Below are 25,105 nucleotides of genomic sequence, written 5' to 3' on the forward strand. Positions count from 1 at the left end.
ACCGTCCCCCGAGGTCACCCATGAAACGACCGGCTCGCCGCCGAACGCCCGGGGTGCGCGCCCCTCTCCTGCTGACGGTGCCCGCGCTGCTGGCCGTGGCGTTCCTGATGCTGCCCCTCGTCGGCATCCTGGTCCGCACCTCCTGGGGCGAACTGGGCGCGCACCTCACCGCCGAGGCGACCACCGAGGCGCTGCGGCTCTCCCTGCTGGTCTCGCTCTGGTCGCTGGGGCTCTCGCTGCTGTTCGGGGTGCCGCTGGCCTGGCTGCTGGCCCGGGTCCCGTTCCCCGGCAAGGCGGTCGTGCGCTCGCTGGTACTGCTGCCGATGGTGCTGCCGCCCACGGTCGGCGGGGTGGCGCTGCTGCTGGCGTTCGGGCGGCGCGGGCTGCTCGGGCCGTGGCTGGAGGACACCTTCGGCATCACGCTGCCCTTCCACACCTCGGGGGCGGTCCTGGCGGCGACCTTCGTCGCGATGCCGTTCCTGATCATCTCGCTGGAGGGCGCGCTGGGCGGGCTGCGCCCCCGGTACGAGGAGACGGCGGCCTCGCTCGGAGCCTCGCCGGTACGGGTGTTCCTCACCGTGACCCTGCCGATGGTCGCCCCCGGGCTGATCGCCGGGGCGGCGCTGACCTGGGCGCGGGCGCTGGGCGAGTTCGGCGCGACCATCACCTTCGCCGGGAACCTCCCCGGCACCACGCAGACCCTGCCGCTCCAGGTCTATCTGCTGCTCCAGGACTCCCCGGAGGCCGCCACCTCCGTGTCGCTGCTGCTCCTGGCCATCGCGATGGCCGTGCTCATCGCGCTGCGCGGCCGGTGGACCGGCACCCCGGGCGACCACCGCGAGCCCGCCGCCCCGCGCCCGGAGGAGCCCGCGGGGGCGGACGCCGCCCTGCCCGAACCGCCCGCGCCGGAGCCCCCGGCGAAACCCGCCGCCCAGGAGCGTTGGTCCCTGCACGCCGACGTCACCGGCTTCACCCGGCTCACGCTGGACGCGGGCCCCGGCACCACCATCGCCGTGGTCGGCCCCAACGGCGCGGGCAAGACGACGCTGCTGCGGGCCCTCCTCGGCCTCACCCCCCGCGCCCACGCCCGCCTCCGCCTCGGCGGCACCGACGTCACCGCGCTCCCCCCGCACCGCCGGGGCGTCGCCTGGGTCCCCCAGGACGGGGCGCTCTTCCCGCACCTGAGCGCCCTGTCCAACACCGCGTACGGGCTCCGCGCCCACGGCGTGCCCCGCGCCCGAGCCCGCCGCGAGGCCCAGGGCTGGCTGGACCGGCTCGGGGTCGGCCACCTGGCCCACCGCAGGCCCGGCCAGCTCTCCGGCGGACAGGCCCAGCGGGTCGCCCTGGCCCGCGCACTGGCCGCCCGCCCGCGCCTCCTGCTGCTGGACGAACCGCTCGCCGCCCTCGACCAGAGCACCCGGGCCCGGGTGCGGCACACCCTGCGCGGGCACCTCGCGGAGTTCGGCGGGGTCTGTCTGATCGTCACGCACGACCCGGTCGAGGCGGTCTCCCTGGCCGACCGGGTCCTGGTGCTGGACGACGGCCGGGTCCTCCAGGACGAGCCGCCCGCGGAGGTCACCCGCCACCCGCGCTCCCCGTGGGTCGCCCGGATGCTGGGCCGCAACGCCTGGCCGGGGACCGCCACCGCCGAGGGCCTGGAGCCGGTGGGCGGCGGGCACGTCGTGGTCGCCGAGCCCCTCCCCCCGGGCACGGACGCCCTCGCGGTCATCGCCCCCGAGGCCGTCTCCGTACACCGCGAGCGGCCCACCGGCTCCCCGCGCAACGTATGGCCCGGCACGGTCCGCGAGATCACCGCGGGCGGCAGCAGGCTGCGCCTGCTGATCACCTCCCCCGAGGCCCCGGACCTGATCGCGGAGATCACCCCGCAGGCCGCCGCCGAACTGGGCGTCGCCGACGGGACGGCGGTCTGGACGAGCGTGAAGGCGACGGAGGTGACGGCGGTGCCGCTGTAGGGGCGACCGGGCCGGGGAGTGCGCCGGGAGGGTCCGCCCGGGGGTGTCGGCCGACCGGCCGCGGGAACCAGAGCCTCACCGCACACGTACTTCCTACGACGGTCGACGGTGCGGACCGGGCGCGGCTCGGACGCCCGGCACGACGGACACCACCGGCAGCACGGAGAGACGGGAAACCATGGCACTGTTCGGCAACGCGCACACGATCAACCCGGCCACCGCCCACCAGGACTACGCCCGGCTGCTCGGCCAGGGCGAGCAGGTGCACGCCGCGTTCCTGCTGATCCGCGACACGATCCTGTTCACCGACCGGCGCCTGATCCTCGTCGACAAGCAGGGCCTGACCGGCAAGAAGGTGGAGTACCACTCCGTGCCGTACCGCAGCATCACCCACTTCTCGGTGGAGACGGCCGGGACGTTCGACCTCGACGCGGAGCTGAAGATCTGGATCTCGGGCAACGCCACCCCGCTCCAGAAGACCTTCACCAAGGGCGTCGACATCTACGAGGTGCAGGCGATACTCACGCAGTTCGTCGCCCGCTAGGCGGTCTCGGGCCCTCGTCCGGCTCAGACGTACGGCCGCAGCCGGGCCGCCTGGGAGTGTCCGGGCACCGTGGCGCGCCGCTTCGCCGTGCGCTCCCGCAACTCGGGCAGCAGCCGGTACAGCGCCTCGCCGGGGCAGCGGGTCTCGTAGCTGTCGCGGTGCCCGGAGATGACATGCAGCCGGGCCACCTGGCCCTTGTCGAAGCGGCTCTCGTCGTTCGTCGACACCAGGTCGATCCGGCCCAGCGGGTCCGCGCCGGGCCGGAGCTTCCAGGCGGCGAGCCGCACCAGCGCGTCCATCATCGGCTTCGGGACCTCGGCGCCTTCCCCGAAGTTGCCGATGGCCGCGACGCCGACCGTGTCGGTGTTGAACCCCTTGGTGTGGGCGCCGAGCACCGCCCGTCCGACCCCGCCCGCCCGGCCCTCGTAGATCGTGCCGCAGCGGTCGACCAGGAAGTTGTAGCCGATGTCGTCCCAGCCGTCCTGCTCGACGTGTTCGCTCTGGACGGCCCGGATCAGCCGCGGGGCGTCCGCGCAGTCGTAGTCGTTGGGGTTGCCGGTGTGGTGCACGAAGAGCGCCTTCGCCGCCCCCGTGTAGTGCGGCCGCTCCCGGACCAGCCCCTCGTCCGCGTGCCACGCGTGCCGGCTCACCAGGGCGGGCTGCGGCAGCCCGCGCGGCGGCCGGGGCCCGGTGACCGGCTCGGTGCGGGGTGCGTGGACCGCCGCGCCGTCCCCGAACACCAGGAGGGCCACGGGCAGGACCAGGACGCCCAGGACGAGTCGGCGGGACCACATGGACTCCACCCTGCGCCCTGACCTCCGGGTTCGCAGAGGGGCGGGCCGATCGGGTGACCCCGGGCCGGACCGGGGCCCGCTCCGGCCCGGGGCCCGCTCCGGCCCGCGGTGGGAGGACCGTCGCGAAGCCGGCCGTACGGAAGAGGCGAGGACCGGCGCCGACCGTACCGAAGCCGTGCCGTTACGCCCGGAATGCGGGTTCCGGCAGGTCTTCTTACGATGAGATCCGGATCACCGCCCGCCCCCACTCCCCGCAGAAGCGCCCGGCCGGACGAGGAATCCGGATCCCCGGATCGAGGAACCATGGCCCAGGACCGTGAGCAGGACGCGTCGCCGGTCGGTCTGAAGCCGAACGCGATCGGGTTCGTCGACGCCCTCGTCATCGGCCTCAACGCGACGTCCCCGGCCTACTCCCTGGCCGCCGTCATCGGCCCGATCGTGGCCCTGGTCGGCATCTACGCCCCGGGCGTCATGTTCGCCTCGTTCGTCCCGATGCTGCTGATCGCCTCGGCGTTCTACTACCTCAACAAGGTCGACCAGGACTGCGGCACGACCTTCTCCTGGGTGACCCGGGCGATGGGCCCGTGGGCGGGCTGGCTGGGCGGCTGGGCGATCACCATGACCGGCGTCCTGGTGGTCGGTTCGCTGGCCGACGTGGCGGTGAGCTTCACGCTGCTGGCGGTGGGGCTGGACGGCTGGGTGGAGAACGACCTGGTACGGCAGCTGCTGACCGTGCTGCTGATCATCGTGATGACCGGTGTCTGCGTCATCGGCACCGAGCTGTCGGCGAAGGTGCAGAACGCCCTGATCCTCCTCCAGGTCGCGTTCCTGCTGGTCTTCGTCGCGGTCGCGCTGTACCGGGTGTACGCGGGGACCACCGGCTTCGACTCCATCGAGCCCTCCGGCAGCTGGCTCAACCCGTTCGGCGCGGGCGGCGCGGCACTGACCGGCGGTCTGCTGCTCGGGGTGTTCATCTACTGGGGCTGGGAGTCCGCGGTCAACCTCACCGAGGAGACCGAGGACTCGGCGAGCGCACCCGGCAGGGCGGGCCTGTGGTCCACGGTGGTGCTCCTGGTGACGTATCTGTCGGTCGCCTTCGCGGTGGTGGCCTTCGCGGGTACGGCGTTCCTGGCGGAGAACGCGGGCGAGGAGGAGTTCGTCTTCGCCCAGCTCGCCGGGGACGTGCTGGGCGGCTGGGACTGGATCCTGCTGCTGGCCGTGGCCACCTCGGCGATCGCCTCCACCCAGACCACGATCATCCCGGCGTCCCGGACCGCGCTGTCGATGGCCCGGCGTCAGGCGCTGCCGCGGCACTTCGGGCACATCAGCCCCCGCTTCCGTACCCCGGACGTCAGCACCTGGTGGGTCGCGGGCATCGCGATCGCCTGGTACCTGGTGGTGAACCAGATCTCGACGAACGCCCTCTTCGACTCCCTGACCGCCCTGTCCCTGCTGATCGCGTTCTACTACGCGCTCACCGGGGTGGCCTGCGCGGTCTACTACCGGCGCCATCTCACCGAGAGCGTACGGAACTTCGCGCTCATCGGCCTCGGGCCGGTGGTCGGTGCCGGGCTGCTGACCTGGCTGCTGGTGCGGTCGGTGGCGGACATGTCCGACCCGGCCAACTCCTACAGCGGGACCTCCTGGTTCGGGCTCGGACCGCCGCTCGTCATCGGCATCGTGATCTCCCTGGTCGGCGTGGTCATCATGGTCGTCTGGCGGCTGCGCGACGCGGTGTTCTGGCAGGAGCGGCCCTCGGTCCCCGACCCGGCCCTGGTGCACGCCACGGTCACCCGGCCGGGCGACTTCGGCGGTACGGGTACGGACGGGACGAACGGCTCCGGCGGCCCCTCCGACCCCGGTCGCGACCCTGATCGCGGCCCCTCCGACCCCGGTCCCGGCTCCTCCCCCGGTCCGGGTCCCGGTCCCGGAAAGGGGCGTTGAGATGGCGGTCGTCCTCGGATACGACGAGTCCCCCGGCGCCGCCCGCGCCCTGCGCATCGCGATCGAGGTGGCGGCGGCGTACGGCGAGGAGCTGGTCCTCGTCTACGGCGCCGCCGCCCCCGGCCTGCGCGACGGGGCCGAGTACCGCAGCCACCACGACGCGATCCGGCAGGCCGGGCGCACCGGCCTGGAGCACGCCCTCACCGCGGCGGAGGCGGCGGGTGTGCCCGCCCTGGTCGAGGTGCTGGACGAGAAACCGGCCCAGGCCCTGATGGACGCCGCCGAACGGCACCGGGGCCGGGTCATCGTGGTCGGCACCTGGGGCGAGAGCCCGATGCGCGGGGCCCTGCTGGGCTCGACCCCGCACAAGCTGCTGCACATGTCGACGGTCCCGGTGCTGTGCGTACCGACCGAGGAGGGCGCGGAAGAGCCCCGGCAGGCGGCGGAGGACTCCCGGCCGTAGAAGGTGACGTCCCGTCAGGACCGCGCGCCCGGAACCGAGTGATGCGGAACACACCGGGTGGAGGGAACGCCTCCACACTTTAGGGTGTCAGGATGCCTTCCCCCCTCACCTCCGAGCAGCCGCTCCCCACCGCGGCCGCCGCCGCCCCGGAGACCCCCGAACCGTCGCCGGAGGGCCGGGACCACTTCTTCGACAACGCGAAGTACCTGGCGATCGTGCTGGTGGCCGTCGGACACGCCTGGGAGCCGCTGCCCGGCGGCCGCCTGGTGGAGGCCGCGTACACGTTCGTCTACACGTTCCACATGCCGGTGTTCATCCTGATCGCGGGCTACTTCTCCCGTAACTTCGAACTGCGTCCCGACCGGGTGTGGAAGCTGGTCACCAGCCTGCTGGTGCCCTACGTCCTCTTCGAGGTGCTCTACACGCTCTTCGAACGGGCCGCGGACAAGCCGGACTTCGCCCTGTCGCTGCTCTCGCCGTACTGGCTGCTGTGGTTCCTGCCCGCCCTGTTCTTCTGGCGGCTGTCCACCCCGGTGTGGCAGGCGGTGCGCTTCCCGGTGCTGGTCTCCCTCGCCATCGCCGCCCTGGCGACGCTCTCCCCGGCCGCCGACGGGAGCCTCCAGGTCCAGCGCGTTCTTCAGTTCCTGCCGTTCTACGTGCTCGGGCTGCGGATGGGCCCGCAGCACTTCGAGCTGATCCGCCGCCCGTGGGTGCGCTTCGTGTCGGTGCCGGTGTGCGCCGCCGGGATGCTGGTGGCGTACTGGCTGGTGCCCCGGACCTCCACCTCGTGGTTCTTCCGCAAGAACAGCGCCCAGGAGATGGACACCGCCGAGTGGACGGGCCCGGCCGCCACCGTGCTGCTGTTCCTGGCCGCGATCGTGCTGGGCGCCTGCTTCCTGGCATGGGTGCCGAAGGGCCGCACCTGGATGACCGCCCTGGGCACCTGCACGCTGTACGGATACCTGCTGCACGGCTTCGTCGTCCGGGGCCTGAAGTACGGGGGCTTCTACGACGACCCCTTCTTCGACACCACCCTGGGCACCGTCACCGTCACCCTCGGCGCGATCGCCGTGATGACCCTGCTCTGCACACCCCCCGTACGGCGCCTGCTGCGCCCCCTGCTGGAACCCCGCATGGCGTGGGCCCGGCAGCGCACCGCCGTCCCGCCGCCCAGGACCTGAGCGACGGGACGGCGGAAGGGCCGATCACCTGGGGGCCGCCGCGCGACCGGGTCCCCCGGGGTGAGGGGACCCGGCGTGGACGAAGGGCGTCACGAGGCCCGGATACGGGTCACGCGGCGCGGATACGGGTCACGCGGCGCGGTTGGCGCGGCGCTGTGCGGCGGCCGCGCGGGCCTCGCGGGTGGGCAGGTCCGTGCGACGGCTCCGGGCCCCGTCCCCGCCGCCGCGCCGGGTCCCCCGGCCCATGAACGCGCCGCCGCGGCCGCCGCTCTCCTTGGGCGTGGCGGCGTCGGCCAGCGGGACGCCGGAGGGCTTCCGGGCCCCGGTGATCCGGCTCAGCTCGGCCTCCCCGGAGCGGACCTGGGCGATCTGCGGAGTGATCCCGGCGTCCGCCATCAGCCGGGTCATCTCGCGGCGCTGGTTGGGCAGGACCAGGGTGACGACGCTGCCGGACTCCCCGGCGCGGGCGGTGCGTCCACCGCGGTGCAGGTAGTCCTTGTGGTCGCTGGGCGGGTCCACGTTGACCACGAGGTCGAGGTTGTCGACGTGGATGCCGCGCGCCGCGACGTTCGTGGCGACCAGGACCGTGACGTGCCCGGTCTTGAACCGCTCCAGGGTGCGGGTGCGCTGCGGCTGGGACTTGCCGCCGTGCAGCGCCGCCGCCCGGACCCCGCTCTGCCGCAGGTGGTCGGTGAGCCGGTCCACCGCGTGCTTGGTGTCCAGGAACATGATGACGCGGCCGTCGCGGGCCGCGATCTCCGTCGTGGTGGCGTACTTGTCGGCGCCCTGGACGTACAGCACGTGGTGCTCCATCGTCGTGACCGCACCGGCGGCCGGGTCGACGGAGTGCACGACCGGGTCGTTGAGGTAGCGCCGCACCAGCAGGTCGACGTTACGGTCCAGGGTGGCCGAGAACAGCATCCGCTGTCCCTCCGGCTTCACCAGGTCCAGCAGTTCGGTGACCTGCGGCATGAAGCCCATGTCGGCCATCTGGTCGGCCTCGTCGAGGACCGTGACCGTCACCCGGTCCAGCAGGCAGTCGCGGCGGTCGACCAGATCCTTGAGGCGGCCCGGGGTGGCGACGACGACCTCGGTGCCGCCGCGCAGCGCACCGGCCTGCCGGCCGATGGACATCCCTCCGACGACGGTGGCCAGCCGCAGCTTCAGCGACCGGGCGTACGGGGTGAGCGCGTCGGTGACCTGCTGGGCCAGCTCCCGGGTGGGGACGAGGACCAGGGCGAGCGGGCGCCTGGCGTCGGCGCGGCGGCCGGCCGTGCGGGCCAGCAGGGCGAGCCCGAAGGCCAGCGTCTTGCCCGAGCCGGTGCGGCCGCGGCCCAGGACGTCCCGGCCGGCCAGCGCGTTGGGCAGGGTGGCCGCCTGGATCGGGAAGGGCACGGCCATGCCCTCGGTGACGAGCGCCGCCTTCAGCGGTGCGGGCATCTCCAGTTCGCCGAAGGTCTCGACGGCGGGCAGGGCCGGGGTGACGGTCACGGGGAGCGCGAACTCGCCCTTCACCCCGGAGGCGGAGCGCCGGCCCTGCCCCCCGGACCTGCCGGAGCCGCCGGGGCCCCCGGACCTGCCGGAGCCACCGGGCCTGCCGTAGCTCCCGGTCCTGCCGGAGTTGCCGGTCCTGCCGTAGCCACCGGAGCCGCCGGAGCGGGGCGTGCGTTCGCGATTCATGGGGAACCTTTCCTCGATGGGCGCGCGGCCGGGCACGTATCGAGGGATTCCCTGATGGGAAGCGGCCGCGAACGGCACCAGGAATCGCAAGAACGAGCCGATGAAATGACAAAAGAAAGAGAAAGCGGAGACGGCGGCGGGATCACGACCGGCCGCCGGAAAAGACAACGAGCTGGGGCCCGCACCCATGGTGCGGGCCCCAGCTGCGTCGTGCGGCCTGAGCGATCAGGCGGGGGTGATGTTCTCGGCCTGCGGGCCCTTCTGGCCCTGCGTGACGTCGAAGTTCACCTTCTGGCCCTCCTGGAGCTCACGGAAGCCGGAGGCGTTGATGTTGGAGTAGTGGGCGAAGACGTCGGCGCCGCCGCCGTCCTGCTCGATGAAGCCGAAGCCCTTTTCGGCGTTGAACCACTTCACGGTGCCAGTAGCCATGTCATATCTCCTTAGGGGCAGAACCCGCGGACCCGCACCGTGCGGGCCCCACGTCGCCGCGATGATTACCCCGTCCGGAGATAACACCGGAAATACAGAAATGCACGAACCGACATGGGATCGGCCGAAGCATTTGAAGTCTTTGGGAACCACGACTGCAACTACGATCAACACTAGCACGGAGGCACCGCGAGAAGGGGTGCCCTATATCACCGGTCGGGCCGGAACATAAAACTCTCGTGGAACATTGCGCGAAATCCTGTGCCGACGAAAGCAGATATCTTCCGGTCGGCGGCGCGCCGCCGTCAGCGCCGCTTCGCGGAACCGCCGGTCCGGGCGGCCCGCTCGCGCAGCTCCCTGTTGAGGCGCAGCGCCTCTTCGAGCTGGTCCTCCAGGATGACGATGCGGCACGCGGCGTCGATGGGCGTGCCCGCGTCCACGAGCTCCCGGGCGCGGGCGGCGATGCGCAACTGGTAGCGGGAGTAACGGCGATGGCCACCCTCGGACCGCAGCGGGGTGATCAGCCGGGCCTCGCCGACCGCTCGGAGGAAACCCGGCGTGGCGCCGATCATCTCGGCGGCCCGCCCCATCGTGTAGGCGGGGTAGTCGTCGTCATCGAGACGGTCGGTGGCGCGCGAGGGGGGTTCCGGGGGCAATCTGCACCTCTTCCGTCACGCGGCACCGAAGGAGCCGGGCGCCGTACGCCTGCGGGGTGCCCCTGTGCCGCGTACCGCTGTTTCGCGTGACCGCACAAGAAATCCTAATCGGCGGGGATGGGCATGTCTATCGCCGCCGGAACAGATTCGGGCACCCCGGACGGCGGCGGTGCACGGACGGTGGAGAGCCACTGACCGACCGGTCAGTTGTCGTCGGACGGACGGCGGGGTCATAATGCACGCGTAGCCCTTCACGCATCCCCCGTCGTGAAGGGCTACACCCCTGTCCGGAGCCCGCCACGGGCGGCGCGAGGGCCCGCCCGGCCGCGCCGGAGCCGCCCCGGACCACATGGGGGCGCGGGAGGATGTGCCACGGGCAAGGGACTCCCCTCGTGGTCCCCTGCCCGTGTTTTTTCGAGTTAACAGTGACGTAGAGTGTTTACGCAAGCTCAGTTTCCGACTCCGAGGGATCGGGAGGTACGGATGGCCAAGGCCGACGGCGACGAACGCGGTCCGGAGCCCATCGCCCCCGCCGCCCCCGTCGCCCCGGACGAGCTGCCCCGCCTCGGCTCCCTGCGGGAGAAGGTCGAGTACATGGTCGAGAAGACCTTCCCCGGCCAGAAGATCTCGGGCCGGGTCTTCGCCGAACTGGTCCGCGACCGCGGCGGCTCGCTGTCGCACAGCTACTTCTCCAACATCCTCGCGGGCAAGGTCACCCAGCCGTCCGAGGACATCCTCAAGGCCCTCGGCCTCGGCTTCGGTGTGGACTGGCGCTTCTTCAAGGAGGAGTCCGAGGTCGTCGACGACGTCGTCGCCGGGCTCCAGTTCCTGGCCAAGCGGCGCACCGGGGAGATCACCGGAGTGGCCGGGCGGGGGCTGGACGACGACGGACTCCCGCCCGAACTGCTCCAGTTCGCCCTGTCCCTGCTGGAGGACGCCGCCCGCGAGAAGGAGGACGGCGACGGCCCCGGAACGGAGAGCGGTGGCAAAGATTCCGCCGCGACCCACCGCCCGGCGGGCCCGGCAGCGTAGCGTCTTCGTCATGTCCCTGCGGAAACTGCGGAAAGAGTGCGAGGCCGGGCTCGCCGACCTGCCCCTCCCGGTTCCCTTCTCGCTGGACGGACTCGTCGCGAACATGGAGGCGGCGCGCGGCCGGACGATCCGGCTGCACGAGATGCCCGACCGCCTCGCCCGGGTCAACGCCGCCTGCGGGCTGCGCCTGAAGGCGGAGGGCACCAGCCTCGTCCTCTACCGGCGCAGGCCGACCGCGTACCAGACCCAGCACGTGATCCTGCACGAGCTGTGCCACGAGTGGTTCGACCACGGCACCACGCTCGACGCCGAGCAGCTGCGCACCCTCCTGCCGGTGTTCGACACCGCGCTGATCGCCCGGATGATCTCCCCGGCCGCCGCCGCGTCCTTCGCCTCCGGCGGCGGCACCGTCCAGGCCCGCGCGCAGTACGACACCCACGACGAACGCATGGCCGAATTCGGTGCCTCCCTGATCCCCCGGATGGCGCGGGACCTCACCACCGATGACATGGTGGGGCGGCTGGACAACTCCCTGTCCCGCCCGGTGGCCCACCGGCGGCGCGGCCTCTTCCCCGGAAGACGGTCCGGCGACGCCTGACACGTGCCACCCCTCCCCTCGCGGGGCTCCGGCTCCGCACACCCCGACCCCGAGGACGGACCCCGCCGTGACCCCCCTCGATCTCGCCGGTTACCTGATAGCCGGCCTGATGACGGCCGTTGCCCTGTGGCGTATGCCCGCTGCCCTGTGGGGCGACGAGGAGGACCGCAGACGCCGGGCCCTGTGGGGCTGCTACGCCGGATTCGCGATCGCGCTGTGGACGAAGACCGAGGCGGTCCGCATCGGCCTCAACAACAGTGCCGTCACCGACCTCGCCGTGCTCATCAAGCACTACACCGCGACCGTGGCGATTCTGGCCATCCTCAGCTACATCGTGGCGATCTACGGCAGCTACCCCGAAGAGGGCGCGGTCCCCCGCCACGTACGGTTCGCGCGGCTCGTGCAGCGGCTGGCGGCCAAGGCGTCCGTCGCCACCCTGATCCTGCTGACCGTCCTCTTTTTCACCGTCGTCGACCGCTCCGAGCCCTCGGACCGCTTCGTCTCCGACCACGCCGGTGAGTGGGGCGCCACGCTCTACATGAGCGTCTTCTACCTCTACCTCGGGGCCGCGTCCGCCGTCTGCGCCTTCCAGTGGGCGCTGGCCACCCTCGACGCCCGCCGCCGCCATCTGCGCGTCGGGCTCGGGATGATGACCTTCGCGATGTTCATCGGCGTCGGCTATACCGTCAGCCGCACGCTGTTCCTGTGGATCAGCGTGGTGGACCAGCCGAGCGAGGCGTTCGCGCTCCGCTTCGACCAGGTCACCGAGGCCGCGCAGCTGGTGCTGTTCGCCTTCTTCGCCCTCGGCGCGTCCATCCCCGCCTTCGCGGCCGGGGCGCGGCGGGCGCGGCTGTGGCGGGCCCAGGTCCGCCTGCACGGCCTCTGGTACGAGTTGATGACCGCCTTCCCCGACCAGCCCTTCGACCCGCCCGCCTCGCTCACCCGGGAGCTGACCCGGTTCAACGTCCCGGCGGACCTGCGGGTCGACCGCTGGGCCGCCGACATCGCGGACGCGGTGGAGAAGCTGCGTCACTACGTCCCCGACGGGCTGCTCGCCGCCGCCGAACAGGCCGCCGGGCCGTCCGCCGCCTCCGGCACCCGGAGCACGGAGGCCCTGGCCGACGCGTACTGGATCAAGGCGGCCCTCCTCGCGAAGACCTCCGGCGCACCGGCCGGGCCCGCCGCGACGGTCGCCGCCCAGCACGCCGCCGACCAGGACGGCGAGGTGGCCCGGCTGGTACGGGTCGCCGCCGCCTACCGCACGGTCGACGAGGCCCGCGCCCGCGCCCTCCTCACGGCGGCCGCCGACCCGGCCGCCCTGTCCCGTACGACGGAGAGGACCGCATGAGCAGCGCCACCGACGACCCGACGACGAGCGCGGCCACCGGCACGCCCACGGCCGGGGACACGGCGGACGCCCCGGAGACGACCGGCGGCACGGATACGGCCTCCGGCACGGCCACCGTGGCGCGGACCGTCACCGACGTCCTCCAGCCGCGCAACGTCCTGCTGGCGGGAATGCTCGGCATCGGCCTGGCGGCGGCGGGCGGCGCCTGGTCCGGTCTGCTCTGGGGCTTCCTCGGGGCGCTCTGCGCCGGGCTGATCCCGGCGGGGTACATCGAGTGGGAGCGCGGGCGCGGCACCTGGGGCGACCGCCATGTCGTGGACCGTACGAAACGGGCACCGATCTTCTTCGTGATCCTGGGCTCGATCGGTACCGGTTCGGTGGTGATGGTGGCGGGGAACGCGCCCACCGGGATCCTGGTCGCGATGCTGGCGCTGTGGGTGATGACCATCGGGCTGCTGGCCGTCAACACGGTGTGGAAGATCTCGGTCGACTCGGCGGTGGCCTCGGCGGTCGTCGCCCTGCTCGCCGTGGTCCACTCCCCCTGGTGGCTGCTGGCCGGCCTGGCCACGACGGCGGTCTGCTGGTCGCGGGTGGCGCTCGGCTACCACACCGTCGCCCAGACCGTGGCGGGCGCGGGTCTGGGCGCGGCGACGACGGTGGCGTACGTGTTCGTCTGAGGGCGGCGGGGGCCCGTCTGAGGACGGGTCCGGGGCCGTCTGCGGGCGGTCGGCGGCCGTAGGGGGCGTGCGGGGCGTGCGTCCGCCGGCCCGAGGGGTGGCCTGTGCGCAATGCTGGTCCCGAAGCTGTCCCCCGGTCCGGGGCCGTCCTTCGGCCCCGCGCTGTCCTCCGGTCCGGGGCCGTCCTGGGCCCGCGGCGTCCTGCGGTCCGGGGACACGGCCGCGTCCTCACCCGCCCGGCGGCCGTCGGCTTCTACCGTGGCCGCCATGCGCGTACTGGTCACCGGCGGAGCCGGGTTCATCGGGTCACATGTCGTCGCCGCACTCCACGCGGCCGGTCACGAGAGCGTGGTGCTCGACGCCCTGCTGCCCTCGGCCCATCCGGCCGGCGCGGCCGCCGGGGCCCGGGACGCCGGGCTGCTCGTCGGGGACGTCCGGGACCGGGAGACGGTGGCGGCGGCGCTCGCCGGGGTGGACGCGGTCTGCCACCAGGCGGCGATGGTGGGCCTGGGCAAGGAGTTCGCGGACGCGCCGGACTACGTGGGCTGCAACGACCTGGGTACGGCGGTGCTGCTGGCGGAGATGGCCGCCGCCGGGGTGGCGAACCTGGTGCTGGCCGGGTCGATGGTGGTCTACGGCGAAGGGCACTACGCCTGTCCGCGCCACGGCACGGTCCGCCCCGGCCCCCGCCCCGAGGCGGCCCTGCGGGCGGGGAGCTTCGAGCCGCACTGCCCGGACTGCGGCGCGGAGTTGACGCCCGGCCTGGTCTCCGAGGACGCCCCGGCCGATCCGCGCAACGTGTACGCGGCCACCAAGCTCGCCCAGGAGCACCTGGCCGCCGCCTGGGCACGGGCCACCGGGGGCCGCGCGGTGTCGCTGCGCTACCACAACGTCTACGGGCCTGGCATGCCGCGCGACACCCCGTACGCCGGGGTCGCCTCCTTCTTCCGCTCGGCCCTGGCCCGCGGCGAGGCGCCCCGGGTCTTCGAGGACGGCCGCCAGCGCCGCGACTTCGTCCACGTGCGGGACGTCGCGGCGGCCAATCTGGTGGCCCTGGAGTCGGTGGGACAGCGCCCGGCCACCTCCTTCGCCGCGTACAACACCGGCAGCGGCGACCCGCACACCATCGGCGAGATGGCCGCCGAACTGGCCGCCGCGCACGGTGGTCCGGCCCCGGTGGTGACGGGCGAGTACCGGCTCGGCGACGTCCGCCACGTCACCGCGGACTCCCAGCGGCTGCGCGCCGACCTGGGCTGGCTGCCCCGGGTCGGCTTCGCGGAGGGGATGGCGGAGTTCGCGCGGGCGGAGCTGCGCGGACCCGGCGCCGGGCGGCCGACGGAAGCGTCACAGACGGCGGAGGCGCCGCAGACGGTGGGCGCGTCACAGACGGCGGAGGCGTCCCTGTCGGTGGGCGCGTAGCCGCCGGTGGGCGCTCAGGTCACTGCGGCGGCACAGGTCACGGCACCGGGGCACGACGTCCGCGACCGCGCGCCGAGCCGAGGGCCCCTGGGCTCCCTCGGCGCCCGGGGTGCGCCGGAGCGCGCCCCGGGCGGGGGCGGGCTCAGAGGTCCGCGCACTGCCCCGTCCGCGGGCCCCGGACCGCGTTCGCCCGGCCGGTGGCGTCGGGGGCCGGGCGGTTGGCGGCGCACACGAGGGGGCCGGTGACCGTGTTGCCCGCGGAGTGGACGCCTCCGGTGTTGCCGGTCAGGACGACGGCCCCGGTCACCTCGTTGGCGGTGCAGCCCGGCCCGCCGAACCGGACGGGCCCGGTGGTCCGGCTGACGGCCAGCGGGCCGGTGACGCTCGACCCGCATACGTGGACGGCCGCGGCGCCGTCCGCCTGGAGCGGACCCCGGAGGGTGGAGCCGGTCAGCACGAGCGCCGCCCCGGGGCGGACGGTGACCGGGCCGCGGAGGGTGGCGCGGTCCACGCAGGTCACCCCGGTGTGGACGGTGAGCGGGCCGGTGCGTACGCCGGTGACCTTCGCCGTGCACGTGGGGGCGCGCACCACCCCGGACCGGTAGGCGAGCGCCTCGGCCAGCTTGCCCGGCTTGGCGTCCGTCAGGGGCTTGCCCAGCTTGGCGAACTCGCCGCCCGTCTCCTTCTTGCCGCCGTTCCACTCATCGATCCGGCCCAGCTGCGCGGCGGTCTTCCCGTCGTCCACGACCGCTTCGGGGGCCAGCGCGGCCATCGACTTCGACGCGTCCTTGACGAGGTCGAGGTAGGGGCCGGGGGCCGTCAGGTCGTACGCGGACACGTCGTGCTTCCCGCGCAGCCAGGAGCCCCAGAAGAACTCCAGGAACTCCGTCGCCCCGTCCGGGACCTCGTATCCGATGTCGCGGGTGAAGTAGACCAGGCTGCGGTAGGGGTCGTCGCGGAAGTGCGTGAGGCCCAGCCGCTGCGGCAACTGCTCCACGGTCAGCGGCCGGTTGTCCTCGTCGCGCAGCCACACCTTCCTCTCGTCCGTCATCCGCTGCCAGAAGGCGGCGGTGGACAGGGAGCTGAGGTTGTCGGTGACCCGCAGACGGATCGGCAGCCGGGCCGAGCCGTCCGGGCCCTCCAGGAAGGAGGTCAGGGTGTGGTGCCCGTCGGTGAGGTAGAGCGCGCCGCCGGGGCCGATCACCGCGGTCTTCATCGGGGCGAGCGACTCCGCGGTCTCCTGCCCCAGCGGCACGGTGCAGGTGAAGCTCGCCGGGTCGTCCAGCCGCGCTCCGGGCCCCGCCGAGGCCGCCTCGCCCTGGCCGTTGGTCTCGCACCAGTCGTCGAAACGCTTGTTGACGCCGCCCGCGGCCTCGTCCCGGTCGCTCCCGTAGCGGTTGAGCTTGTAGAAGACCTGGTCGAAGCCGATGACGGCCTGGGTCGGGTGGAGTTCGCCGAGGGTGACGTCGATCAGCTCGCCCGGCTGCGCGCACACGCGCGGCAGCGGACCGCTCCCCGCGCACGGCTGCGCCGGGCCCGGTGCGGCGGCGGCCGCGCCCGTGCCCACCGCTCCCACCGTGCCCACCGTGCCCACCGCGAGGAGGGCCGCGGACAGCGCGGCGGACAACAGCCGGGCGCCGCGCGGCGGCAGGCCGGTACTCGATCGGTTCATGACGTCCCTCCGTACCCGCGTCCCGTACGCGGATGGCTCGTGGAGGACGGTCCCAAGACGGGGCGACGCCGGCCGGGCCGCGGAGTGAACGGCGGGTGACGCGGTGATGCCGCGCGAGGGCCGGGGCCGGGGGCGCACCGGACGCGACCGGGGTGGGCCGAAGACGCACCGGCGCGGGGCGCGGAGGCGGACCGGTCGCCGCCATCCGGCCGACGTCTCGGATTCATAGCCAGCGGAAGCCCGGAATGCCGCGATTGTCTCCGTAGGGTGGCGCGGGTGACCGATCCCTCTGCCCTTCACCCGGAAGTCGCCGCCCCGCAACCAGCGGTCCAACCAGGAGCCGCTCCCCTCGTACCGCGCGCCGACATCGTCCTGCCCTGCCTCGACGAGGCCGCCGCCCTGCCCTGGGTGCTCAGCCGCGTTCCCGCGGGCTGGCGCGCGATCGTGGTCGACAACGGCTCGACCGACGGTTCGGCCGAGGTCGCCCGCTCCCTCGGCGCGCACGTCGTGACGGAGGACCGGCGCGGCTTCGGCGCGGCCTGCCATGCCGGACTGCTCGCCGCCGAGGCCGAGTTCGTCTGCTTCTGCGACTGCGACGGCTCACTGGACCCCGCGCTGCTGGCCGGGTTCGTCCGCCGCGTCGCCGACGGCGAGTGCGATCTGCTGCTGGGCCGCCGCCGCCCCGAGGGCCGGGGCGCCTGGCCCGCGCACGCGCGCGCCGGGAACGCGGCGCTCTCCCGGATGCTCGGCCGCCGCACCGGCCTGCGCCTGCGCGACCTGGGCCCGCTGCGGGCGGGGCGCCGCGCCGACCTGCTGGCCCTGGACCTCACCGACCGGCGCAGCGGCTACCCGCTCCAGATGGTCGTCCGCGCGTCGGACGCCGGGATGCGGGTCGCCGAGAGCGACGTCCCCTACCTGCCGCGTACGGGCCGGTCGAAGGTGACCGGGACCTGGCGCGGCACCTGGCACGCGGTGCGCGACATGCGCGGCGTGCTGCGGGAACCGCCCCTGGACCGGCCCGTGCCGTCCGCCGCCGCGCACCGGGCGGAGGCGGTCCGATGAGCGCGCCGCCGCCGTACGGTCCCACGGAGTTGCTGGTCATCGCGAAGGAGCCGGTGCCCGGCCGGGTCAAGACCCGGCTGTGTCCGCCCTTCACCCCCGCCGAGGCCGCCGAACTGGCCGCCGCCTCCCTCGCGGACACCCTGCGCACCGCGCTCACCCTGCCCGCCCGGCGGCGCGTCCTGGTCCTCGACGGGCGGCCGGGCCCCTGGGTGCCGCCCGGGATCGAGGTGGTCCCGCAGTGCGCGGGCGGCCTGGACGAACGGCTGGCGGCGGCCTTCGCCGGGTGTACCGGGCCGGCCCTCCTGGTCGGCATGGACACCCCGCAGCTCACCGCCCCGCTGCTCGCCCCGGCCCTCGCCCCGGATGCCTGGGAGGGGTGCGACGCCTGGTTCGGCCCCGCCGAGGACGGTGGGTTCTGGGCCCTGGGCCTGGCCCGCCCCGATCCGGACCTGCTGCGCGGGGTGCCGATGTCGGTCCCGTGGACCGGGGCGGTGCAGCGGCGCCGCCTGGTGGAGGCCGCTCTCGCCGTACGGGATCTGCCCGTGCTGCTCGACGTGGACACCGCGGCCGACGCCCACACGGTGGCCGCCGCCGCGCCGGACGGCGCCTTCGCCGAGGTGCTCGGCCGGCTGACCGGGGCGGGGGTGCGATGAGTACGACACTGCCCCCGACGGACACGGCCGCCCAGGAGCCGCCGCGGTACGCCGGGACCGAGGCGGGCGGCGCGGAGGGCGGCCGGGGCGCCACGTGGGGCTCCGATCCCTACGCCAACGCCCTGCGCACCGGGCGTGGCCCGCTCTTCCTCCGCCGCAGCGACGGCTGGCTGCTGCCCCTGGAGGTCGAACGCTGGTGCGCGCGGGCGGGCGCCGCCGACCTCTCCGCCCTGCACCGCTGCGAGGGCGCGGTGCTGGACATCGGCTGCGGTCCGGGACGGCTGGTGGCGGAGCTGACCGCGCTCGGGCACCGGGCGCTCGGCATCGACGTGAGCGCGGCGGCGGTGGCCCGCACCCGGCGGACCGGCGGCGCCGCCCTGCGCCGCAGCGTCTTCGACCCGGTGCCCGGGGAGGGACGCTGGGGGACGCTCCTGCTGGTGGACGGCAACATCGGCATCGGCGGCGACCCGGCCGCCCTGCTGGAGCGGGCGGCGGACCTGCTCGCCGCGGGCGGACTGCTGATCGCCGAGACCTCACCGCTCGACATCGACGAGCGCGTCCAGGTCCGCCTGGACGACGGGCGGGGCGCCGACCCGGCGGACCGGCCCTTCCCCTGGGCCCGGATCGGCACCCCGGCGCTGCTGCGGTACGCCGAGGGGTGCGGCTGGCGCCCGGAAGGTCAGTGGAGCGAGGACGGCCGCGCCTTCGTCGCACTGCGCCGCCCCCGCCGTCCGGTGCGCGAGCGCGCCGCCCGTACCAGCAGCCCGAGCGCGGACAGCGCGAACAGCGCACCGCTGATCAGCAGCCAGTGGGAGAGATAGAGGTCCGGGGTGGTGCCCGCGGCGGCCTCGTAGCGCCGCTCCGTCCGCCGGGTGATCAGCGGGAACCAGACGAGCAGGAGCAGCCCGGAGAGGAACACCGGTACGCGCACGAAGTTGACCAGGGCCCGCCTCGGCCCGAGCGCCGCGGCGAGGGCCCGGTCGGCCCCCGCGTACAACGGGAGCAGCACCAGGTCGTGCAGCATCGCCGACCCGGCGAACCAGAGCAGCACCCCGACGGTGTCGCCGTCCAGCAGGCGTACGCCCGCGTAACCGGCCAGACAGAACGTGGCGGCCAGCAGCAGTGCGTGGAGCGGGCCCTCGCCGTACCAACGGCGCGGCGAGAAACGGCGGGACGAGAAACGGCGTGGCGAGAAGCGGCGGGGAGCGCGGCGCCCCGGCGAGGGGCCGGGCGGCAGAGGCGGTACCGCTCGGGTGGACATCACAGCTCTCCGAACGTCAGGGTCTCGACCCACTTGGTGTTCAGCACGCCGGGCGCGGCGGGCACGATGATCCGGGCCGGGTAGCCGTGGTCGGGGGACAGCGGGGCTCCGTTGACCTCCAGCGCCAGCAGCGAGCGGTCGTCGCGGACCTGGTTGTCCCGCAGCGCGGCCCGGCGGAAGGAACCGGCGCGCTGCAACGACTCCACGAACACGGCGGGCGGCCGCTCCGGGAACCCGGCGAGCGCCGCCAGGTGCGAGAGCCGCACCCCGCGCCACAGCTGGTCGGAGGTCGCCCAGCCCTCCACGCAGGCGATGGGGAGCGCGGCTTCGTGCTGCTCCATGGCCAGCAGTTCGGCCCGGGAGAAACGCAGTTCACCGGCGGGCCCGCGCACGGTCAGCCGCCAGCGCTCCCCGGTGTCGGCGGGGCTGATCCGGACGGCGGCGGCCGTCTTGTTGATCTGGAAGGCGTTCGGCCCCGGCCCCTGCTCCGTGCCGCCGCGCGGGGTGAGGAGCGCGAGGCGGCGCAGCGGCCCGTCGAAGCTGCGCCCGGCCGAGGTGAGCAGCAGGAGCAGCGACCCGGCCCCCACCAGCGCGAGGGCCCCGCGCCGCGAGATGGTGGCAGGCAGCGGATCGGGGGCCGCGAGGGCGTCGCGTCCGGCAGCGGTACGGGTGCCCGCCCCGGCCGCGCCGTCGGCGGCCGGGGCGGAGCGGCGGACGCCGCCCGACCGCACCACCCGCAGGGCCTGCGGCGTCTTCAGCGCGGCGTGGGTGACGAACCCGGCCAGGAACACCCACGCGCCGTAGAAGTGCAGGGTGTAGAAGGAGCCCGGGAAGATGTAGTCCAGCTGGATGTTGAGCAGGCCGGTGACGACCTGGAACAGCGCCCCGCCCACCAGGAGCAGCAGCGAGATCCGCTCCAGGGCGTGGCCGAGGGACCGGACCGGCGGCAGCGCGAAGAACCGCGGAATGACCGACCAGAGCTTCGCCAGCAGCACGGGCACGAGCGCGATGCCGACCGTGACGTGCAGCCCCTGGGTCAGCCGGTAGAGCCAGTGCGGGCCGGTCGGCCAGTCGAACAGGTAGAACCCGAGCAGCCCCCTGCCCGGGGTCTTGTCGTTGACCGGGGCCAGACCGGGGTTGTACGCGGCGTACGAGAGCAGGCCGGTGACGGTCACCAGGGTGAGCCCGGCCAGGAGCACCAGGCCGAGGACGGCGGTGAACCGGGCGCCGCGCACCGGACTGCGCCAGAACCGGGGGTCGGCGGGCGTGCGGAGAGCGGACAGCGGGGGCCGCGGGGATCCGTGGGCAGACCGCGCGGCGGAGCGGAACGGGCGGCGTCGGGACATGGGCCGACGGTAAGCCGCGGCCCCCACGTCCGGGCGGCTACGACTCCGGCCGGACCCCCGACGTCCGCCGAGCGGCGGCACCGGAGCTGACGGTTCTCCCGCCCGGCGGCCACCCGACCCGACAGCTCCACCGCCCCGCGGCACCCGGGCCGACGGTTCCACCAGGCGGCGGCACCCGAACCGGCGGTTCCGTGACGCGGCCCCGCCGCACCACCGGATCGCGGCGCTTCGTCCGTAGCGTGCCAGAGGTGAAGACCGAGGACTCCGCCCCCACCACTCCCCGCGACCCGGACCGCCCCGGAGACCCCCCGCCGGCCGGGACCGTCACGCACGCCCAGGACGCCGGGACCGTCGCGCACGCCCAGGACGCCGGTGCCGCCCCGCCCCGGACCGCCGGAAGCAGGCCGCGGGTCCCCGGCGCGGGGCGGGCCGGTCGCCTGGACCTGGCAGCGGCTGCGGCGGGGGCGCTCCTCGTCACCGCCGCCGTCCTGATCGGTCACGCCGTACAGAACCGGACCGGCACCCTTCAGGTCCAGTGGCCGCCCCTGCTGGCCTCCTGGGACCCGCACCTGGGGCCCGGCACCCCGGCCGCGCTCACCGTGGCGGTGCTGACGGTCGCCTACGGCCCGGTACTGGCCGCCCGGCTTCCCTGGCGTGCGCTCCTCGCGGCGTCCTGGGCCGGTTCGACGGTCTGGGTCTTCGCCATGGCGCTGATCGACGGCTGGTTCCGGGGGGTCGAGCGGCGGCTGACCACCAAGCACGAGTACCTGCGGGTCATCGACCGCTTCGAGGACATCCCCGCCGCCCTGCGCGGCTTCACCGACCACATCGTCATCGGCGAGCCCGGGAACTGGCCCGCCCACGTCGCCGGGCACCCGCCGGGGGCGACGCTGACCTTCGTCTGGCTGGACCGCGTCGGCCTCGGCGGCGGTACGTGGGCCGCCGTCTGGTGCGTCGTGGTCGGCAGTTCGGCGGTGCTGGCCGCGCTGATCACCGTGCGGGTCCTCGCCGGGGAGCGGTACGCCCGGCGCGCCGCGCCCTTCCTCGTGCTCGCCCCGGCGGCCGTCTGGGCGGGCGTCTCCGCCGACGGGTACTTCGCCGCCGTGGCCGCCTGGTCGGTGGCTCTGCTCGCCCTGGCGGCGACGCGCCGGGTCCGCTTCCCGGGGGCCGCGGCGGCGGGCGGGGGGCTGCTGTTCGGGTGGACCTGCTACCTGAGTTACGGGCTGGGGCTGATGGCGGCGGTCCTGCTGGCGGTCCTGGCGCTCACCCGGACGGCCCGTCCCGTGGTGCCGTTCCTGCTCGGGGCGCTGGTGGTCCCGGCGGCCTTCACCCTGGCCGGGTTCAACTGGTGGACCGCCTACCACCTGCTGGTCGAGCGCTACTACCAGGGCGCGGGTGGCGTGCGCCCGTACGCGTACTGGGTCTGGGCCAACCTCGCCTGCGCGGTCCTCGCGTCCGGCCTGGCGGCGGTCGCGGGCCTGCGCCGCGCGGCCGCACTGGCCCCGGGAGCCCTGCGGGCCCTGGGCCGCGGCCGGTCGGTGCCGGGGGGCACGGGGTCGCCGAAGCCGTCTGCGACCCCCACGGCGACGGCCACAATGACGTCCGCGGGCGACCCGGTGCGGGCGGGCGAACCGGTACGGGCGGGCGTCCCGGCCGGGGCAGACGACGACGCGCCGGAGGGTGGCCGGGCCGACGGAGAAGCCGACGCGCCGGAGGGTGGCCGGGCGTCCGCCGGGCGGCTGGCCGTGCTGGTCCTGGCGGCACTGGCCGCGCTGCTCGCCGCCGACCTGTCCGGGATGAGCAAGGCGGAGACCGAGCGCATCTGGCAGCCGTTCCTGCTGTGGCTGGTACCGGCGGCGGCGCTGCTGCCCGCCCGGACGGCGCGGTACTGGCTGGTCGCGTCGGTGGTCCCCGCCCTGCTCATCAACCACCTCCTCTGGACGGGCTGGTGATCCCTCCCCCGGCCGCCCCCGGTCCGCCCCGCCGCCCGCGTCCGTTTGCGGGGGCGGGGCGGACCCGGTTACGTGGACCGGGTGGCGCACACGGAGCGCGCCCCGCACCTGGAGGTACCCCGATGGCGAAGAACCGTTCCCTCCCCGCCAAGGGCCTGCGCGCCGGCAAGGCGGGGCTCCTGCTGAGCCTGGGCAGCAGCGCCCTCGCGGTCGTCCGGGCGTCCAAGCAGGTCCGCCGGGCCAAGAGCTCGCACGACAAGCTGAACACCGCCGACGCGGTCGCCGGGCTGCTGCCGCTGATCACCTCGGCCGCGCTCGTCCTGCGGCAGCTGCGGAACCGTAAGCGGGACACCCCGGAAACGGCCTGAGCGGTCCCCACCAGCTGAACGACCTCCACAGCCCGAGCGGCCTCCACCTCGGCGGGGGGGGAGGGCGGCACGGCCGCCGCTCTGCCGCCCCGCCGCTCTGCCACCCCTCCGCTCCGCCCGTCAGCCCGGTGCCTGCGCCGCCCGCAGCACCGGCCGTCCCTCCCGGATGCGGGACGCCAGGACGGCGATGTCGTCCTCGGCGTCGTCGCCGAACCGGTCGAGGACCTGGTCGAGCAGATCGTCCAGACGCCCGCTGGGCGGCAGGGTGAGCGAGGCGAGCCGCCGTACGGACGTGTCGATGTCCTCGCCCCGGCGCTCCACCAGCCCGTCCGTGTACATGAACAGCACCGTTCCCGGCCCGCAGGGCACGGACGCGGTCCGGTAGCCGCCGAACCCGGTGCCCAGCGGCGGCCCCACCGGCACCGGAACGATCCGGGCCCCGGCCTCCCCCGGGTCGATGAACACCGGCGGCAGATGGCCCGCGCTGGCCACCTCGCACACCCCGGCGAACCGGTCGACGACGGCCAGCAGGCAGGTCGCGGCCCGGTCCAGCCCGGACCGCTCCACCATGGCGTCCAGCTGCTCCAGAATTTGGTGGGGCGGCAGGTCCTCCCCCGCCAGCAGCCGCAGCAGCGAGCGGTAGTGGCTCATCGCGACGGCCGCCTCGACGCCGTGCCCCATCACGTCGCCCATGGCCTTGAGATGGCGGCCGTCCTGGAGCGGTACGACGTCGAACCAGTCGCCGCCGACGAGGACACCCGTGTCGGCCGGGAGGTAGCGGGTGGCGACCTCCACGTGCGGGTGGGCCCCGCGCGGCTCGGAGAGCAGGGAGCGCTGGAGTTCACGGGCGATGCTGTGCTCGTGGTCGTAGCGGCGGGCGTGGTCGAGAGAGACCCCGGCCCGCACGGCGACCTCGCGGGCGACGACGACGTCCTGGTCGGTGAAGGCCGGGGAGCCCTCGGCCCGTACGAGGCTGAGCGCGCCGAGCGTATGCCCCCGGGCGGTCAACGGGACCACGAGCGCCTCGCGCAGCCCGAGGGTCCGGAAGGCGGCGATCCGCTCCGCGGTGGCGGCGCCGCGCCCCTCGTCGCGGCCCGTCCAGTCGTCCAGGACCGGCTCGTTCTCGGCGAGGCATCGTGTCACCGGAGAGTCCGGGGCGAAGTCCACGTACTCCCCGGAGTGCCCGAACAACTGCACCTGCTCGTCGAGGTCGCCGTCGCCCCGGAGCGCGGCGCGCCGCAGCCGCAGGACGCCGGGGCCGGGGCGGCGTACGGAGTGCCCGACCTCGGGCGGCAGGACGTCGACGGCGGCGACGTCCGCGAAGGCGGGCACCACGAAGTCCACGACCTCCCGGCAGGTGGTGTCCATGTCGAGCGTCGTACCGATCCGGACGGCGGCCGTGCTGAGCAGGGCGACGTGCCCTCTGGCCTGTTCCAGCTCCTCGCGCTGGCGGGCGACGTCGGTGATCTCCACGACGATCGCCATCAGCCCGCAGGCCGCCCCGTCCGCTTCGAGCCGGTGGTAGGTGGCGCGCCAGAACCGCTGGTCGGCCAGGCTGGCGGCCCAGGTCCGTCCGCTGATGGTCTCCTCGCGGGCCTTGCCGTCGGCCAGCACGTCGCGCAGGGCGGCGGCCTGCCCGCGCAGTTCGGGGAGCACCTCGGAGAAGGTCCGGCCGAGGTGGGAGGCGGCGGGCAGGCCGTTGAGCCGTTCGAGGGCCGGGTTGACGTAGGTGTAGCGGAGGTGGTGGTCGAGGACGGCGACTCCGGCCGGGTTGCCGTCGAACAGGGCCGCGACGGTGGCGGGGTCGATGGAGGACGGCATGCCGTCGGCGCACCCTTCGGCCTGCAAGAGCATTCCTCCCGCCCTGATCGCCGTGCTGACCCGGTGTCCGCCGAGCCGGTCCGCACCGGACTACGCCGTCGGAACGGTCGGCTCACCGCTGCCCCAGCCGTTTCCGGCCGTCTCCGGCCGCCTCCGGCTGCTTGCCGACTGGATTCAGCCGCCTTCAGCTGTCTCCATCGTCGGTCGCGGCCCCGGGCGGCGCATCCGCAGG

General features: G+C 74.4%; 22 protein-coding genes. 15 read left to right on the plus strand and 7 right to left on the minus strand.

The genetic code is table 11. The features are described from left to right. Positions 1 to 20: 20 nt before the first annotated feature. Both ACIRRU_RS12795 and ACIRRU_RS12800 read left to right on the plus strand, forming a co-directional pair. The gene (locus ACIRRU_RS12795; protein WP_403679223.1) at positions 21 to 1,973 is read left to right on the plus strand and encodes an ABC transporter permease; all 1,953 of its coding nucleotides are present in this window, start codon (positions 21 to 23) and stop codon (positions 1,971 to 1,973) included. A gap of 178 nt (positions 1,974 to 2,151) precedes the next feature. Next, positions 2,152 to 2,517 carry a PH domain-containing protein gene (locus ACIRRU_RS12800; RefSeq protein ID WP_363203075.1) on the plus strand — a complete coding sequence of 122 codons (366 nt, stop codon included), beginning with the start codon at positions 2,152 to 2,154 and terminating at the stop codon, positions 2,515 to 2,517. A gap of 23 nt (positions 2,518 to 2,540) precedes the next feature. Here the strand turns inward: ACIRRU_RS12800 and ACIRRU_RS12805 are convergent, their stop codons facing one another. Beyond that, positions 2,541 to 3,311: a peptidoglycan recognition protein gene (locus ACIRRU_RS12805; RefSeq protein ID WP_403679225.1), complete on the minus strand. Its 771-nt coding sequence runs from the start codon at positions 3,309 to 3,311 to the stop codon at positions 2,541 to 2,543. A 303-nt stretch (positions 3,312 to 3,614) separates the two neighbouring features. Between ACIRRU_RS12805 and ACIRRU_RS12810 the strand changes: the two genes are divergently transcribed. The 3 genes from ACIRRU_RS12810 to ACIRRU_RS12820 all read left to right on the plus strand — a co-directional run bounded on the left by ACIRRU_RS12810 (position 3,615) and on the right by ACIRRU_RS12820 (position 6,899). Next, the gene (locus ACIRRU_RS12810) at positions 3,615 to 5,255 is read left to right on the plus strand and encodes an APC family permease (RefSeq protein WP_403679227.1); all 1,641 of its coding nucleotides are present in this window, start codon (positions 3,615 to 3,617) and stop codon (positions 5,253 to 5,255) included. Position 5,256: 1 nt separating this feature from the next. Then, positions 5,257 to 5,718 carry a universal stress protein gene (locus ACIRRU_RS12815; RefSeq protein WP_403679229.1) on the plus strand — a complete coding sequence of 154 codons (462 nt, stop codon included), beginning with the start codon at positions 5,257 to 5,259 and terminating at the stop codon, positions 5,716 to 5,718. 92 nt (positions 5,719 to 5,810) lie between these two features. Then, complete coding sequence (locus ACIRRU_RS12820; RefSeq protein ID WP_403679231.1) at positions 5,811 to 6,899, plus strand: acyltransferase family protein; 1,089 nt, start codon at positions 5,811 to 5,813, stop codon at positions 6,897 to 6,899. A gap of 129 nt (positions 6,900 to 7,028) precedes the next feature. On the opposite strand, the gene ACIRRU_RS12825 is transcribed toward ACIRRU_RS12820, so the two are convergent. The 3 genes from ACIRRU_RS12825 to ACIRRU_RS12835 form a co-directional block, all read right to left on the minus strand. Beyond that, complete coding sequence (locus ACIRRU_RS12825) at positions 7,029 to 8,579, minus strand: DEAD/DEAH box helicase (RefSeq protein ID WP_403679233.1); 1,551 nt, start codon at positions 8,577 to 8,579, stop codon at positions 7,029 to 7,031. Between the two features lie 225 nt (positions 8,580 to 8,804). Further along, the gene (locus ACIRRU_RS12830) at positions 8,805 to 9,008 is read right to left on the minus strand and encodes a cold-shock protein (RefSeq protein WP_363203069.1); all 204 of its coding nucleotides are present in this window, start codon (positions 9,006 to 9,008) and stop codon (positions 8,805 to 8,807) included. A 305-nt stretch (positions 9,009 to 9,313) separates the two neighbouring features. Continuing rightward, on the minus strand, positions 9,314 to 9,664 hold the full coding sequence (locus tag ACIRRU_RS12835) for a MerR family transcriptional regulator (protein WP_363203067.1): 351 nt from the start codon (positions 9,662 to 9,664) through the stop codon (positions 9,314 to 9,316). Positions 9,665 to 10,147: 483 nt separating this feature from the next. Between ACIRRU_RS12835 and ACIRRU_RS12840 the strand changes: the two genes are divergently transcribed. The 5 genes from ACIRRU_RS12840 to ACIRRU_RS12860 all read left to right on the plus strand — a co-directional run bounded on the left by ACIRRU_RS12840 (position 10,148) and on the right by ACIRRU_RS12860 (position 14,738). Beyond that, positions 10,148 to 10,696, plus strand: a complete 549-nt coding sequence (locus ACIRRU_RS12840; protein ID WP_403679236.1) for a hypothetical protein — start codon at positions 10,148 to 10,150, stop codon at positions 10,694 to 10,696. Between the two features lie 10 nt (positions 10,697 to 10,706). Next, entirely contained in the window at positions 10,707 to 11,294 is a 588-nt protein-coding gene (locus tag ACIRRU_RS12845; RefSeq protein WP_363203065.1) for a toxin, read from the plus strand. A gap of 67 nt (positions 11,295 to 11,361) precedes the next feature. After that, positions 11,362 to 12,642 (plus strand): MAB_1171c family putative transporter, encoded by a 1,281-nt coding sequence (locus ACIRRU_RS12850; RefSeq protein ID WP_403679238.1) that lies wholly within the window; start codon positions 11,362 to 11,364, stop codon positions 12,640 to 12,642. Further along, positions 12,639 to 13,319: a hypothetical protein gene (locus ACIRRU_RS12855; RefSeq protein ID WP_403679240.1), complete on the plus strand. Its 681-nt coding sequence runs from the start codon at positions 12,639 to 12,641 to the stop codon at positions 13,317 to 13,319. Before ACIRRU_RS12850 ends, ACIRRU_RS12855 begins: the two co-directional genes overlap by 4 nt. 267 nt (positions 13,320 to 13,586) lie before the next feature. Continuing rightward, the gene (locus ACIRRU_RS12860; protein WP_403679242.1) at positions 13,587 to 14,738 is read left to right on the plus strand and encodes an NAD-dependent epimerase/dehydratase family protein; all 1,152 of its coding nucleotides are present in this window, start codon (positions 13,587 to 13,589) and stop codon (positions 14,736 to 14,738) included. 142 nt (positions 14,739 to 14,880) lie between these two features. Here the strand turns inward: ACIRRU_RS12860 and ACIRRU_RS12865 are convergent, their stop codons facing one another. Beyond that, complete coding sequence (locus ACIRRU_RS12865; protein ID WP_403679244.1) at positions 14,881 to 16,410, minus strand: ParB/Srx family N-terminal domain-containing protein; 1,530 nt, start codon at positions 16,408 to 16,410, stop codon at positions 14,881 to 14,883. 276 nt (positions 16,411 to 16,686) lie between these two features. Here ACIRRU_RS12865 and ACIRRU_RS12870 point away from each other — a divergent pair, with 276 nt between their 5' ends. Genes ACIRRU_RS12870 through ACIRRU_RS12880 form a run of 3 tightly spaced genes read left to right on the plus strand, consistent with a single transcriptional unit; the run spans position 16,687 to position 18,946 of the window. Further along, positions 16,687 to 17,472 (plus strand): glycosyltransferase family 2 protein, encoded by a 786-nt coding sequence (locus ACIRRU_RS12870; protein ID WP_403679246.1) that lies wholly within the window; start codon positions 16,687 to 16,689, stop codon positions 17,470 to 17,472. After that, a complete protein-coding gene (locus ACIRRU_RS12875; RefSeq protein WP_403679248.1) occupies positions 17,469 to 18,125 on the plus strand; it encodes a DUF2064 domain-containing protein in 657 nt (218 codons plus the stop codon). Before ACIRRU_RS12870 ends, ACIRRU_RS12875 begins: the two co-directional genes overlap by 4 nt. Then, on the plus strand, positions 18,122 to 18,946 hold the full coding sequence (locus tag ACIRRU_RS12880; protein WP_363203059.1) for a methyltransferase domain-containing protein: 825 nt from the start codon (positions 18,122 to 18,124) through the stop codon (positions 18,944 to 18,946). The genes ACIRRU_RS12875 and ACIRRU_RS12880 overlap by 4 nt, the downstream gene beginning before the upstream one ends. A 439-nt stretch (positions 18,947 to 19,385) precedes the next feature. Here ACIRRU_RS12880 and ACIRRU_RS12885 read toward each other — a convergent pair whose 3' ends face one another. Next, positions 19,386 to 20,732 carry a molybdopterin-dependent oxidoreductase gene (locus tag ACIRRU_RS12885; protein WP_403679250.1) on the minus strand — a complete coding sequence of 449 codons (1,347 nt, stop codon included), beginning with the start codon at positions 20,730 to 20,732 and terminating at the stop codon, positions 19,386 to 19,388. Positions 20,733 to 21,169: 437 nt separating this feature from the next. Between ACIRRU_RS12885 and ACIRRU_RS12890 the strand changes: the two genes are divergently transcribed. Both ACIRRU_RS12890 and ACIRRU_RS12895 read left to right on the plus strand, forming a co-directional pair. Continuing rightward, positions 21,170 to 22,684, plus strand: a complete 1,515-nt coding sequence (locus ACIRRU_RS12890; RefSeq protein WP_403679638.1) for a hypothetical protein — start codon at positions 21,170 to 21,172, stop codon at positions 22,682 to 22,684. Between the two features lie 122 nt (positions 22,685 to 22,806). Then, a complete protein-coding gene (locus ACIRRU_RS12895; RefSeq protein ID WP_363203057.1) occupies positions 22,807 to 23,052 on the plus strand; it encodes a hypothetical protein in 246 nt (81 codons plus the stop codon). A 120-nt stretch (positions 23,053 to 23,172) separates the two neighbouring features. Here ACIRRU_RS12895 and ACIRRU_RS12900 read toward each other — a convergent pair whose 3' ends face one another. Beyond that, positions 23,173 to 24,906: a SpoIIE family protein phosphatase gene (locus ACIRRU_RS12900; RefSeq protein WP_403679252.1), complete on the minus strand. Its 1,734-nt coding sequence runs from the start codon at positions 24,904 to 24,906 to the stop codon at positions 23,173 to 23,175. Positions 24,907 to 25,105 lie beyond the last annotated feature (199 nt).

This window comes from Streptomyces sp. NPDC101181 (assembly GCF_044767975.1).
GTDB lineage: Bacteria > Actinomycetota > Actinomycetes > Streptomycetales > Streptomycetaceae > Streptomyces.

Bases quoted from the DNA above. Each gene is read 5' to 3' on its own strand.
- ACIRRU_RS12885 (WP_403679250.1), bottom strand. From the start codon at position 20,732: ATGTCCCGACGCCGCCCGTTCCGCTCCGCCGCGCGGTCTGCCCACGGA.
- ACIRRU_RS12895 (WP_363203057.1), top strand. From the start codon at position 22,807: ATGGCGAAGAACCGTTCCCTCCCCGCCAAGGGCCTGCGCGCCGGCAAG.
- ACIRRU_RS12795 (WP_403679223.1), top strand. From the start codon at position 21: ATGAAACGACCGGCTCGCCGCCGAACGCCCGGGGTGCGCGCCCCTCTC.
- ACIRRU_RS12800 (WP_363203075.1), top strand. From the start codon at position 2,152: ATGGCACTGTTCGGCAACGCGCACACGATCAACCCGGCCACCGCCCAC.
- ACIRRU_RS12825 (WP_403679233.1), bottom strand. From the start codon at position 8,579: ATGAATCGCGAACGCACGCCCCGCTCCGGCGGCTCCGGTGGCTACGGC.
- ACIRRU_RS12840 (WP_403679236.1), top strand. From the start codon at position 10,148: ATGGCCAAGGCCGACGGCGACGAACGCGGTCCGGAGCCCATCGCCCCC.
- ACIRRU_RS12900 (WP_403679252.1), bottom strand. From the start codon at position 24,906: ATGCTCTTGCAGGCCGAAGGGTGCGCCGACGGCATGCCGTCCTCCATC.
- ACIRRU_RS12875 (WP_403679248.1), top strand. From the start codon at position 17,469: ATGAGCGCGCCGCCGCCGTACGGTCCCACGGAGTTGCTGGTCATCGCG.
- ACIRRU_RS12830 (WP_363203069.1), bottom strand. From the start codon at position 9,008: ATGGCTACTGGCACCGTGAAGTGGTTCAACGCCGAAAAGGGCTTCGGC.
- ACIRRU_RS12860 (WP_403679242.1), top strand. From the start codon at position 13,587: ATGCGCGTACTGGTCACCGGCGGAGCCGGGTTCATCGGGTCACATGTC.
- ACIRRU_RS12805 (WP_403679225.1), bottom strand. From the start codon at position 3,311: ATGTGGTCCCGCCGACTCGTCCTGGGCGTCCTGGTCCTGCCCGTGGCC.
- ACIRRU_RS12820 (WP_403679231.1), top strand. From the start codon at position 5,811: ATGCCTTCCCCCCTCACCTCCGAGCAGCCGCTCCCCACCGCGGCCGCC.
- ACIRRU_RS12845 (WP_363203065.1), top strand. From the start codon at position 10,707: ATGTCCCTGCGGAAACTGCGGAAAGAGTGCGAGGCCGGGCTCGCCGAC.
- ACIRRU_RS12880 (WP_363203059.1), top strand. From the start codon at position 18,122: ATGAGTACGACACTGCCCCCGACGGACACGGCCGCCCAGGAGCCGCCG.
- ACIRRU_RS12865 (WP_403679244.1), bottom strand. From the start codon at position 16,410: ATGAACCGATCGAGTACCGGCCTGCCGCCGCGCGGCGCCCGGCTGTTG.
- ACIRRU_RS12810 (WP_403679227.1), top strand. From the start codon at position 3,615: ATGGCCCAGGACCGTGAGCAGGACGCGTCGCCGGTCGGTCTGAAGCCG.
- ACIRRU_RS12815 (WP_403679229.1), top strand. From the start codon at position 5,257: ATGGCGGTCGTCCTCGGATACGACGAGTCCCCCGGCGCCGCCCGCGCC.
- ACIRRU_RS12855 (WP_403679240.1), top strand. From the start codon at position 12,639: ATGAGCAGCGCCACCGACGACCCGACGACGAGCGCGGCCACCGGCACG.